The organism is Streptomyces sp. ICBB 8177 (assembly GCF_003144095.1).
Lineage (GTDB): Bacteria > Actinomycetota > Actinomycetes > Streptomycetales > Streptomycetaceae > Streptantibioticus_D.
Window position 1 is genome coordinate 1835810 of sequence record NZ_NSKH01000018.1, and the last position, 12214, is coordinate 1848023.

Annotated in this window: 7 protein-coding genes; 6 read left to right on the top strand and 1 reads right to left on the bottom strand. The window is 73.4% G+C overall.

Features of this window, described 5'->3' with window-relative positions:
- Positions 1–188: 188 nt before the first annotated feature.
- From CK485_RS16745 to CK485_RS16770, 5 genes are all read left to right on the top strand, one after another.
- The gene (locus CK485_RS16745) at positions 189–2162 is read left to right on the top strand and encodes a protein kinase (protein WP_109451421.1); all 1974 of its coding nucleotides are present in this window, start codon (positions 189–191) and stop codon (positions 2160–2162) included.
- Positions 2163–2342: 180 nt separating this feature from the next.
- Positions 2343–3359, top strand: coding sequence for an alpha/beta hydrolase (locus CK485_RS16750; RefSeq protein ID WP_109451422.1), 1017 nt, complete (start codon positions 2343–2345; stop codon positions 3357–3359).
- Between the two features lie 244 nt (positions 3360–3603).
- Entirely contained in the window at positions 3604–5025 is a 1422-nt protein-coding gene (locus CK485_RS16755) for an NAD(P)/FAD-dependent oxidoreductase (RefSeq protein ID WP_109451424.1), read from the top strand.
- A gap of 600 nt (positions 5026–5625) precedes the next feature.
- Positions 5626–7278, top strand: coding sequence for a succinic semialdehyde dehydrogenase (locus CK485_RS16765; protein WP_109451426.1), 1653 nt, complete (start codon positions 5626–5628; stop codon positions 7276–7278).
- A gap of 101 nt (positions 7279–7379) precedes the next feature.
- Positions 7380–9263 (top strand): GMC oxidoreductase, encoded by a 1884-nt coding sequence (locus CK485_RS16770; protein WP_109451427.1) that lies wholly within the window; start codon positions 7380–7382, stop codon positions 9261–9263.
- A 465-nt stretch (positions 9264–9728) separates the two neighbouring features.
- On the opposite strand, the gene CK485_RS16775 is transcribed toward CK485_RS16770, so the two are convergent.
- On the bottom strand, positions 9729–10067 hold the full coding sequence (locus CK485_RS16775; protein WP_109451429.1) for a chorismate mutase: 339 nt from the start codon (positions 10065–10067) through the stop codon (positions 9729–9731).
- 449 nt (positions 10068–10516) lie between these two features.
- On the opposite strand from CK485_RS16775, the gene guaA reads away from it, so the two are divergent.
- Entirely contained in the window at positions 10517–12133 is a 1617-nt protein-coding gene (gene guaA / locus CK485_RS16780; protein ID WP_109451431.1) for a glutamine-hydrolyzing GMP synthase, read from the top strand.
- The last annotated feature ends 81 nt before the right edge of the window (positions 12134–12214 follow it).

The window sequence follows — 12214 nt, forward strand, 5'->3', positions numbered from 1 at the left end:
GTATCGTAAAAGTCCGCAGACCGTCCGCAGTCGGACCGTGTGTGATCGGATATGGACAGGCGCGACCGGACGTGTCCGGCGTCGTCCCTCGTGACCGGGGCGGCCGGGGCTTGGCCGGATGCTCGGGGGGTACGTACCGCGGTGGGCGGGCCGTGGGCCGATGACTGACGCGCTCTTGGGGAGGGGCCGTGGAGGAGTACGCCGGGCGGGTGCTGGCCGGCCGGTACCGCCTGCCCCGGCCGCGCGCCGACGAGTTCGAGCTGGTGGAGACCCGTGCGTTCGACACCTACAGCGAACAGGAGGTCCTGGTACGGCAGTTGTTGCTGCCCGAGATCGTGCAGGCCGAGGTCGTCGGCGACGCGCCGGCCGCGGGGGGTGGCGGAGAGGGGAGCGATCCGGCCCGCCGTGCGCTCGAAGCGGCCCGAGCCGCCGCGGCCGTACCGGACCACCCCAGGCTCGTACAGGTCTTCGACGTGCTGGTCGAGCACGGCAGCCTTTGGGTCGTCTCCGAACTCGTGCCCGCCCGGCCGGTGGCCGCGCTCATAACCGAGGAGCGCCTGAGCCCCTACCGCGCCGCCGAGGTGGCCTCCGATCTGCTCGGCGGCCTCGGCGCACTGCACGCGCACGGCTGGGCGCACCGCAACATCACCGCGCAGACCGTGCTGGTCTGCGACGACGGACGCGCCATACTCGACGGGCTCGCGTTCGGCGCGGCGCAGGAGGCGCTGTGCGGCTACGACCCGGTACCGGCCCAGGTGTTGACCGCCCCGCGCCGCGAGGGGACCGCACAGGGCGACGCGGACGCCGTCGGCGGCGGTGACGGCGATCGTGCGGAGGGCGGCGGCGCGCGCGATCGCGTGGGCTGGGGCGGGCCGGACTCCGCCCTCGCCCTGGAACGGGCCTGGCAGGCGCGCCTGACGGTCGTCGGACCGGTCACCGAACGCTGGGCGCCCGAGCAGGCCGCGGCCCCCGTGGGCGGCAACTGGCAGCTCGCTCCCCCGGTCGGCCCGGCGGCCGACATGTGGGCGCTCGGCGCGCTGCTCTTCCGCTGCGTGCAGGGGCACCCGGCGTTCCCCGAGGAGAGCGCCACCGAACTCGTCGCCCTGGTGTGCGCGCAGCCGCCCGCGCTCGCCGAGGAGTGCGGTCCGTTGCGGCCGGTCGTGGAGTCGCTGCTGCGCCAGGACCCGGACGAGCGGCCCGAGTTCGAGGAACTGCGCGGCTGGCTGCGCTCGCTGGTCCGCTCGGCGCCCGAACCAGGCGTCGGCACCCGCACCCTCCAGGTCCCCTCCGACCACGTCGATCCGCGCAGGCTGCCGGAAGTCCGACGCAAGGGCGAACTCGTGCGGCTGCGTGGACGCAGGGCGTCGCGCGGTCACGTCGAGCACGGACGGCACGCCCGCGCGAGGAGGACGCCGCGGACTCCGGTCGCCGTACCGGAGCGCGAAGCGCCGCTCGTGACACGGCAGGCGACGCGCGCGGACGCGCCCGCCCACCGCGGCCCCCGGCGTCTCGGCCTGCTACTGGTCGCATTGGTGATCGCCGCGCTACTGGCCGGACTCGCGTACGCGACGCTGCTGATGCCGCACCGGCGTACCGGCACCGGCGCGCGGCCCGCGCCCGGTACGGGGTCGGTGGCGTCGACCGGTACGCAGGACGCGCCGACGCCCAGCGACCACTCGATGGCGCCGGGGCCCGCCGTTCCGTCCGGCTTCGCGCTGCGCAAGGACCCGGCGGGGTTCACCGTCGCGGTGCCGGACGGCTGGACCAGGTCCACCGGCCCGGACAACGAGGCGGTCTACGCGTCGAACGACGCCACCTATCGTCTCGTCGTCGCCGACGGACGTGACACGGTGGCGAGTTACGGTTCCGACCCGCTCACGTACGAGAACCAGAAGGAGCCGGAGCTGTCCGACTTCCGCGCGAGCAGCTGGGCGTCATCGTCGGACGTGAAGAACGTGCAACTGACCGGCGCTCCGGCGGCGGAAGGCACGTTCACCTGGCGCGACCCCGATTCCGGTGAGCAGTTGTACGCCCGCAATCTCGCGGTGCTGAACGACGGCGCCTACGACGTCGTGCTCGTCATCGGCCCGGACGACCAACAGGCCTCGGTCGACACGGACTTCACGGCAGCGGCGGGCAGCTTCCGCCCGGGCGCCTCCTGAACGGCCTCACATACTCCTTGAGGTGCCGGCCTGTTTGCGCTTCGCAGCCGTTGACGCTTCGCACGCGCTCGCGTAGGCGCCTCGTCGCGGCTCGCCCTCCAACGAGTGACGGATGAGGAGGCGGCGCGTCCCCGGTGATAGACAACCCGGGTCCGGCGCACGCGAGTTTGGAGTCACCCCATGTCCATCGACACCACCTCCGCGCACGTTCCGGTACCGCGTCCGGCCCTCAGGCCCGTGGACCGACCGGCGGACGTCGTAGAGGAACACCGGCTCTCCTTTGACGGGTTCGGCTTCGTCGCCCGGGTGGTGCGCGGGGCGGACGCGGACGGTGAGCGGCACGCGGGCAACGGCAGGAGTGACGGGGGCGGCGGGGGCGCCGCCGTCGCGCCGCTGGTGGTGTTCGGCGGCTCGTCACAGGACCGGATGTCGTGGGCGCGGCATGAGCGGTGGCTCACGCCGTTGTGCCCCGTGGTCACCGTCGACCTGCCGGGCTACGGCGAGGCCGATCCGCTGCCGACCCGCTACGGCATGGACTTCCTGGCCGCCGCCGCCCGCCACATGCTCCACGAGCTGGACATGCCCCGTGTCAACCTGCTGGGCGCCTGCTTCGGCGGTGCCATCGCGCTGCGGTTCGCCCAGCACTACCCGGACACGCTGGAACGACTGCTGCTGGCCGGCATGACGCCGTACGTGCCGGAGGAGTACGCGCGGGCCGTGCCGCTGTGGCTGCGGATGCTGGACGACGACCGGCATGCCGACATGGCCGACCAACTCGTCGGACGGTTCATGTCGAACCCCGGCGCCGGTGACATCCGGCGGCACGCGGCCATCTCGCGGCTGATCCACCGGCAGTTCATGGAGCAGACGCCGCGGCAGATCCGGATGGCGGTCGTCGACCACAACACCCGCCTGCTCAACCACGAGTGGTACCGCCCGGAGCGGGTGGCGGCGGTGCCCACGCTGGTCTTCACCGGCGAGCACGACTCACTGACCACGCCGGCCATGGGCCGCGCGCTCGCGCAGCGACTGCCCGGCGCGGTCTTCACCACCGTCCGGGGCGCCGACCACCTCGTGCACATGGAGAGGATCGAGGAGTTCGCCGACCTGATCGCCCGGTTCCTCACCGGCCGGCCGCTGGACGGCCTGCCCTACCTCAACGCCGTGGAGACCCCGCGACCTTCACCCTGTGGATAACTCCCACGGCGCCCCGCCCGGGTCCATGATGGCCACACGGCGGACGAGAGGAGGCGGACGCCGGCGGGCACCGCGGCCGGCGGTGTCCATGAGGGACCTCAGGCGTTCGTGGGGCCTCTCTCAACGGCGGCCGTGCCCGGTGCGGGGCCCGTCCGACCGCACCCGTGACAGCGGGACGCGGCGGGGCGGACGCGCGCGTACCGTGGGAAGGGACTCCTGACGTAGCGCGCGCGAGGAGGACCCCATGGCTGCCGGTCCGGTGGACTACGCGGATGTGATCGTCGTGGGGCTCGGCCCCGGTGGGGAGGATGCCGCTGGAAGACTCGCCGACGCGGGACTGGACGTGGTGGGCGTCGACGAACGGCTGGTCGGCGGGGAGTGTCCGTACTACGGCTGCATTCCGTCGAAGATCATGGTGCGGGACGCGGACCTGCTGGCCGAGGGGCGCCGCATTCCCGGGCACGCCGGGACGGCGATGGTGCACCCCGACTGGCACCCGGTCGCCCGCACCGTGCGCGAGGCCACCACCGACTGGGACGACAAGATCGCGGTGGACCGGCTGACCGGGCGCGGCGTGCGCTTCCTGCGCGGCACCGGCCGCCTGACCGACCGCGACGAGGTGACCATCGCGGACGCCGACGGCAACGAGACCGCGATCCGGGCCCGCCGTGCGATCGTGCTCGCCGTCGGCAGCGAGCCCGCCGTGCCACCGGTCCCGGGCCTGGCCAGGACGCCGTACTGGACCAACCGCGACGCCATCACCGCCGAGGAGCCGCCGCGCTCCCTGCTGGTGCTCGGCGGCGGCGCGATCGGTCTGGAACTGGGGCAGGCGTTCAGCAGGTTCGGCACCGCGGTGACCGTGGTCGAGGGCGCCCCGCGCCTGCTGCCGCGCGAGGAGCCGGAGGCACACGAACTGCTGCTGCGCGTCCTGACCGAGGACGGGCTGAACGTGCACACCGGCGCCGAGGTCGGCTCGGTGGAGTACGGGGACAGCTGCGGCTTCACCATGCGGTGCGCCCGCGGTGAGCGCTTCACCGCGCAGCGGCTGCTGGTCGCCACCGGCCGCCGTACCCCGCTGGCCAGGCTGGGCGTGGTCGCCGTCGGGGTCGATCCGGACGCGCGCGCGATCCCGGTGGACGAGCGGATGCGGGTGATCGCGCCGGGCGGCGGCAGGCCCGGAGTGTGGGCGCTGGGCGACGCCACCGGCAAGGGCGCGTTCACCCACGTGTCGATGTACCAGGCGGAGCTGGTGGTGCGCGGGGTGCTCGGCGAGGGCGGCGCGCCCGCGGCGTACCACGCCGTGCCACGGGTCACCTTCACCGATCCGGAGGTCGGCGCGGTCGGGCTGACCGAGGCGGAGGCGCGGCAGCGGGGGCTGGCGGTGCGCGCCGGGTTCACAGACCTGGCGGCGAGCAGTCGCGGCTATGTCCACCAGACGGGCAACGCGGGCTTCGTGAAGGTGGTCGCCGACATGCTCAGCGGCGTCCTGGTGGGCGCGACCGCGGCCGGGCCGTACGGCGGCGAGATCCTCGGGGCGCTCGCGGTGGCCGTCCACGCCCGGGTACCGCTGGCGGTGCTGCGCGAGCAGATCTGGGCGTATCCGACCTTCCACCGGGCGATCGGCGACGCGCTGAAGGACGCCCTGGCGGGCACCCCGGCACCCTGAGCCAACGCTGGACGGCGACCGCGGCGACCGCGGCGACCGCGGCGACCGCGGCGACCGCGGCGACCGCGACCACCGCGGCGACCGCGGCGACCGCGGCGACCGCGACCACCGCGGCGGCTTCGGCCGCTCCGCGACTCCGGCGGCTCCGCGACTGCGTCCACTCCGCGATCCGGCGGACGCGGCGGCTCCGGCCACTCCGCGACTCCGGCGGACGCGACGGCTCCGGCGACTGCGGTGGCTCCCGCGATCGGGCTCGTTCGCCGACCTTGCGCCTTCGCCCTCGGGCCCGACGGCCTCGGCGTTCCCCAACCGTGCCAGCCCCGCTGCCCCCCGGCCCCGCCAACTCAAGCGACCGCCCGGCCCGCTCCCGCCCGTACCCGCAGCGTCTCCCGCCCCCGCGGCGTCCCACGCCCCGCCTCCCACTCCATCCGCCCCCGCCCCCCGAACGCCTGACCGCCGCCCTCCCGCCCCAGAAAGAAACCGCCTTCGCCCCAGAAAAAGCCTCACCGTGCCAGCAATCACTGGCGCATTTGTGGATGACCCGTGAATACCGGTTACCGCCGGGTATCCAAAAGCGCGCGGCGGTCGTAATCTCGCGCCATGACGGATGCGCAGGCCTCAGCCACGACTCCCGACGCTCCCGACGCCACCGACGACGGCACGCCGGGCGGTGTCCCCCGCAATCCCGTGCTCCCAGCGGGTCCCCGTACCGCGGCCGACGTCGTCACCCCGGAGCTGGTGGCCCGCCTGACCCGGGGCGTCACCGGCTCGGGCCGTACCGCCAACCACACGCCGTTCACCGGCGAGAAGCTGGCGGACCTGCCGGAGGCCACCCCCGAGGACGTCGCCGCCGCCTTCGAAGGGGCCCGCGCCGCCCAGCGGGCCTGGGCCGAGACCCCGGTGCGGCGGCGCGCCGCCGTGCTGCTGCGCTTCCACGACCTCGTGCTGCGCCGCCAGTCCGAGGTGCTCGACCTGATCCAGCTGGAGACCGGCAAGACCCGGCTGCACGCGCACGAGGAGGTCCAGGCGGTCACCGTCGCCGCCCGGCACTACGGCCTGAAGGCCCCCGCGTACCTGCGCGCCAAGCGGCACACCGGCGCCATCCCGGTGCTGACCAAGGTCACGGAGCTGCGCCACCCGCGCGGTGTCGTCGGGCAGATCGCGCCGTGGAACTACCCGCTGGAGCTGTCCATCGGCGACGCGCTGCCCGCCTTCGTCGCGGGCAACGCGGTCGTGATGAAGCCGGACACCGAGACCGCGCTGACCGCCCTGTGGGCCCGCGAGCAGCTCATCGAGGCCGGGCTGCCCGCCGACGTCTGGCAGGTCGTCATCGGGGACGGGCCGGTCGTGGGCCCGGCGGTCGTGGAGCACGCCGACTACGTGTCGTTCACCGGCTCCACCCGCACCGGCCGTGACGTCGCCACCCGTGCCGCCTCCCGGCTGATCGGCGCCTCCCTCGAACTCGGCGGCAAGAACGCCATGCTGGTGCTGCGCGACGCCGACCTGGACAAGGCCGCCGAGGGCGCGGTGCGCGCCTGCTTCTCCTCCGCCGGTCAACTGTGCATCTCCATCGAGCGGTTGTACGTCGAGGAGTCGATCGCGGAGGCGTTCCTTGAGCGCTTCGCCGTCCGCACCCGGGCCCTCAAGCTCGGCACCGCGCTCGCCTACGGCGCGGGCATGGGCTCGCTCGCCGGACAACGGCAGCTCGACGCCGTCGTGCGGCACGTCGAGGAGGCGGTGGCCAAGGGTGCCACGGTGCTCGCGGGCGGCCGGGCGCGCCCTGACGTCGGCCCGTACTTCTTCGAGCCGACCGTCCTCGACGGCGTCGAGTCCCCGATGGCCGTGTGCACCGAGGAGACCTTCGGTCCGGTCGTCTCCGTCTACCGCTTCCGCGACGAGGCCGAGGCGATCGAACGTGCCAACGCCACGCCGTACGGGCTCAACTCCTCGGTGTGGACCCGCGACACCCGCCGCGGCGCCCGCGTCGCCGCCGCCTTGCGCACCGGCACGGTCAACGTCAACGACGGCTACGCGCCCGCCTACGGCAGCGTCCAATCGCCGATGGGCGGCATGAAGGACTCCGGGCTCGGCCGCAGGCACGGTTCCGAGGGCATCCTCAAGTACACCGAGGCGCAGACCGTGGCGACCCAGCGGCTGCTGCCGATGGCGCCCTCGCTCGGCATGGACGACGAGAAGTACGCGGCGTTCATGAGCCGCAGCCTGCGCGCGATGAAGGCGTTCCGCCTGCGCTGACCGCGTTCGCCGGCGCGCGCCGCCTGAAACAGCCGCGCCGGTCCGGCCCGCCCCCGTCCCCTCACCACGCCACCCCGCCCGCACCACCTAAGGACTGAGCACTGGTGTCGTACGACTACGACGTGATCGTGATCGGATCGGGCTTCGGCGGATCCGTCAGCGCGCTGCGCCTGACCGAGAAGGGCTACTCGGTCGGCGTGCTGGAGGCGGGCCGCCGCTTCACCCGCGCCACCCTGCCGAAGAGCTCCTGGGACATCCGCAACTACCTGTGGGCCCCGGCGCTCGGCCTGTACGGCATCCAGCGCATCCACCTGCTCAACAACGTGATGATCCTGGCCGGCGCCGGGGTCGGCGGCGGTTCGCTCAACTACGCCAACACCCTCTACGTGCCGCCCAGGGCGTTCTTCACCGACCGCCAGTGGGGCCACATCACCGACTGGCAGCGGGAGTTGGAGCCCTACTACGCGCAGGCCCGGCGGATGCTCGGGGTGCGGCTCAACCCGACGATGACGCCCTCCGACGTCCATCTGAAGGCCGCCGCCGAGAAGATGGGCGTCGGCGACACCTTCCACATGGCCCCGGTCGGCGTCTTCTTCGGCGACGGCGAGGACGCCGACGGTTCGGCGAAGGCCGCGCCGGGGACCGAGGTACCCGACCCGTACTTCGGCGGCGCGGGGCCGTCCCGCAAGGCCTGCACCGAGTGCGGCGAGTGCATGACCGGCTGCCGCCACGGCGCCAAGAACACCCTCAACGAGAACTACCTCCACCTCGCCGAACGCGCCGGCGCCCGCATCCACCCCATGACCACGGTCACCGCGCTCGCCGAGAACCCCGAGGGCGGCTACGACGTCACGGTCGCCCCCACCGACCGCCGCCGCCGCGCGAAGGTCACGCCCCGGGCGCTGCGCTCCCGTTACGTGGTCGTCGCGGCCGGCACGTACGGCACGCAGACGCTGCTGCACCGGATGCGGGACGAGGGACGGCTGCCCGGCATCTCGCCGCGGCTGGGCGAGCTGACCCGGACCAACTCCGAGGCGCTGGTGGGCGCGCAGACCACCGACCGCCGCTACCGCGCGCGCACCGGGCAGCGGCGCGCCGACTTCACCCGCGGCGTCGCCATCACGTCCTCCATCCATCCGGACGAGAACACCCACATCGAACCGGTCCGCTACGGCCGCGGCTCCAACGCGATGGGCGCGCTGTCCATCCTCCAGGTGCCGCACGGCGGGCGGCTGCCGCGCTCCCTCGCCTTCCTGGCCAACTCCGCCCGCCACCCGGTGCTCACGGCACGCTCGCTGTCCAACCGCCGCTGGTCGGAGCGGACCATCATCGGCCTGGTCATGCAGTCCCTCGACAACTCGCTGACCACGTACCGCAAGCGCGGCGGCGTCGGCAAGGGCCTGCTCACCGCCCGCCAGGGGCACGGCGCGCCCAACCCCGACTTCATCCCCGAGGGCGCCGAGGCGGCCCGGCTGATCGCCGAGGACATCAACGGCTTCGCGGGCAGCAACGTCGGCGAACTCATGGGCACCCCGCTGACCGCGCACTTCCTCGGCGGCTGCCCGATCGGCGAGGACGGCGAGCACGGCGTCATCGACCCGTACCACCGCCTCTACGGACACCCCGGCATCGCGGTCGTCGACGGCTCGGCCGTCTCCGCCAACCTCGGCGTCAACCCGTCGCTGACCATCACCGCGCAGGCGGAACGGGCGATGTCGCTCTGGCCGAACAAGGGCGAGCCGGACCCGCGCCCGGCCCAGGGCGAGGCGTACGAGACCGTGGCCCCCGTGCCGCCGCGCAGTCCCGCCGTCCCGCCGGACGCCTTCGGCGCGCTCGTGCTGCCGGTGCCGACGGTGCCGCCGAAGAAGCGGGGGAGGGCGGAAGACTCTGCGAGGTCAGGGCGTGCGGAGCCGCCCGCGCCGCCTTCGGGCACGGCGGACCCGGTCCCGGGCACGGCCGAGCCGCTCCCGGACACGGCGGAGTAGGGGCGCGCCAGGAGGGGTCGGCGTCCACTGGCGTCCTGCTGACTCACTCGATCGAGCGTCGTAAGCCCCTGGGACCCCATGCGTACGAGTCGGGAGCGCATGCGTATGGGTAGGGTGCATCGCGTGTTGTTCGCAGAGCGGCCGGGCCCAGGCGTCCCCGGGACCGACCGCCTCTTTGTGTGCGGCGACCGGGCTGCTGTCCCCTGCTGACCGGTCACCTCTGGCACCGGGGCGAGGTCCCACGACGTGCAACCCAGGCACGCCTCATCGCCCCGGTGAACTCCACTCAGCTGCGCCTGAGCGGTCTCCACGCGTGGTTGTTTCCATCCCGACCGCCCCTGGCTGGAACGGCACTCGGTCCAACGAACCGCCGCCCGGCCGGTCACGTGCCGTACGGGTGATGGGCCCCGAACGGGCTACCCGGCGCACCCCGCGCCGGGCCGCGCCGCGGCCGGGGCCCCCGGGTCAGACCCGGCCCCGGCACAGCTCCAGCAGCGTCATCGCCAGCGCGGTGCCCGGCTTGCCCAGCTGGTCGCTGTACGTCCCGATGATCTCCATTTCGCGTGCCAGGTTGACGCGCCGCCCGCCGGAGCCCAGGCGGGCCCGCTGGATGCCCTCGGACACCGCGACCCGTTCCCGGACCAGCGCGACGATCCGCCGGTCGAGGTCGTCGATCCGTTCCCGCGCGCCGGTGATCAGTTCCGCGGCCTCGTCGGTGCGCGCGCCGGTGTCGACCGCCCCGGCCGCCGTCCCGATCGCGGTCGTGGCCTCCGTCGTGGCCGTGGCCGTGCTGCTCGTGCTCATCCGGTGGCTCCTGCCTGTGGTGCGGAGCCCCGCCGCGCGTACGGTCGCGGAGACGCCAGGCGCCCCGGACCGAAACCGGTCCGGGGCGCCTGATGGATGTCTGGGGTTCGTTCAGACAGCGTGACCATGGCAGCCGGGCCGGCCGGTGCCATAGGTAAACGCGAAACGCGTGCCGCTGAACATGCCGCCATTATGCCCGACGCCCGGCTGCTCCGACCGCCTCCTTCCCCAGGGCCGCCCACGGGACCCCCTGCAAGCCCGCCCACGAGGCCGCCCGCAAGCCCGCCCACGGGACCCCTGCAAGCCCGCCCACGAGCTCGCCCACGAAACCCCGGTGAGGCCGCCCCGAAGCCCGCCGCACGCCCGCAACCGGGCGCCGATCCGGCAACCGTCGTATCAACGGTAGAATCGGAGACCGATCCCTTGTAGCAATCGCCGGAAGGCCGCCCGTGGCATCAGCGACCCCCGCCCCGCTCGACAACGCGACGCCGGACACCCCGGACACCCCTGACGTCGTTCTCGTTGTCGACTTCGGAGCGCAGTACGCCCAGCTCATCGCCCGCCGCGTCCGCGAGGCCCGGGTCTACAGCGAGATCGTGCCGAGCACCATGCCGGTCGCGGAGATGCTCGCCAAGAACCCGAAGGCGATCATCCTGTCCGGCGGCCCCTCGTCGGTCTACGAGGAAGGCGCCCCGCGGCTCGACCGTGCGCTGTTCGAAGCCGGTGTGCCGGTCTTCGGCATGTGCTATGGCTTCCAGCTGATGGCCATCACCCTCGGCGGCTCGGTCGACAACAACGGCCGCCGCGAGTACGGCCGCACCCCGCTGCACGTCGCCAAGCCCGGCTCGACCCTGTTCGAGGGCACCCCGGACGAGCAGACCGTGTGGATGTCGCACGGCGACGCCTGCTCGGCCGCCCCCGAGGGCTTCACGGTCACCGCCTCCACCGACGAGGTCCCGGTCGCCGCCTTCGAGAACGACGCGCTGCGGCTCTACGGCGTCCAGCACCACCCCGAGGTCATGCACTCCACGTACGGGCAGCAGGTGCTGGAGCACTTCCTGTACCGGGGCGCGGGCCTGGAGCCCACCTGGACCACGCACAACGTGGTCGAGGAGCAGATCGCCGCGATCCGCGAGCAGGTCGGCACCAAGCGCGTCATCTGCGGCCTGTCCGGCGGCGTGGACTCCGCGGTGGCCGCCGCCCTCGTGCAGAAGGCCGTCGGCTCCCAGCTGACCTGCGTCTTCGTGGACCACGGGCTGTTGCGCAAGGGCGAGGCCGAGCAGGTCGAGAAGGACTTCGTTGCCGCCACCGGCGTGCAACTGAAGGTGGTCGACGCGCAGGAGCGGTTCCTGACCGCGCTCGCCGGGAAGACCGACCCGGAGGAGAAGCGCAAGATCATCGGCCGGGAGTTCATCCGGGTCTTCGAGCAGGCCGCCTCCGAGGTCGTCGCCGACGCGGGCGCGCACGGCGAGCAGGTCGAGTTCCTGGTGCAGGGCACCCTCTACCCGGACGTCGTGGAGTCCGGCGGCGGCACCGGCACCGCCAACATCAAGTCCCACCACAACGTCGGCGGCCTGCCGGAGGACCTCCAGTTCCGGCTGGTCGAGCCGCTGCGCAAGCTGTTCAAGGACGAGGTGCGCAAGGTCGGCGAGGAACTGGGCCTGCCCTCCGAGATCGTCTGGCGCCAGCCGTTCCCCGGCCCCGGCCTGGGCATCCGCATCATCGGTGAGGTCACCCGCGAGCGGCTCGACCTGCTGCGCGACGCGGACGCGATCGCCCGCGAGGAGCTGACCGCGGCCGGCCTCGACCGCGAGATCTGGCAGTGCCCGGTCGTGCTGCTGGCCGACGTCCGCTCGGTCGGCGTCCAGGGCGACGGCCGCACCTACGGCCACCCGGTCGTGCTGCGCCCGGTCTCCTCCGAGGACGCGATGACCGCCGACTGGTCGCGGCTGCCGTACGAGGTGCTGGAGCGGATCTCGACGCGCATCACCAACGAGGTCGCCGAGGTCAACCGGGTCGTCCTCGACGTGACGAGCAAGCCGCCGGGCACGATCGAGTGGGAGTGACCTCCCGTTTCGTCAACGACCGCACCGTCGCTCATTCGTTTGGGCGGCGGTGCGGTCGTTTGTGCTGGGTAGGGTGACGGT

What these genes read in the sequence shown, in the direction of transcription:
- CK485_RS16765 (WP_109451426.1), top strand. Translation starts at nt 5,626, where the DNA reads ATGACGGATGCGCAGGCCTCAGCCACGACTCCCGACGCTCCCGACGCC.
- CK485_RS16750 (WP_109451422.1), top strand. Translation starts at nt 2,343, where the DNA reads ATGTCCATCGACACCACCTCCGCGCACGTTCCGGTACCGCGTCCGGCC.
- CK485_RS16775 (WP_109451429.1), bottom strand. Translation starts at nt 10,067, where the DNA reads ATGAGCACGAGCAGCACGGCCACGGCCACGACGGAGGCCACGACCGCG.
- CK485_RS16755 (WP_109451424.1), top strand. Translation starts at nt 3,604, where the DNA reads ATGGCTGCCGGTCCGGTGGACTACGCGGATGTGATCGTCGTGGGGCTC.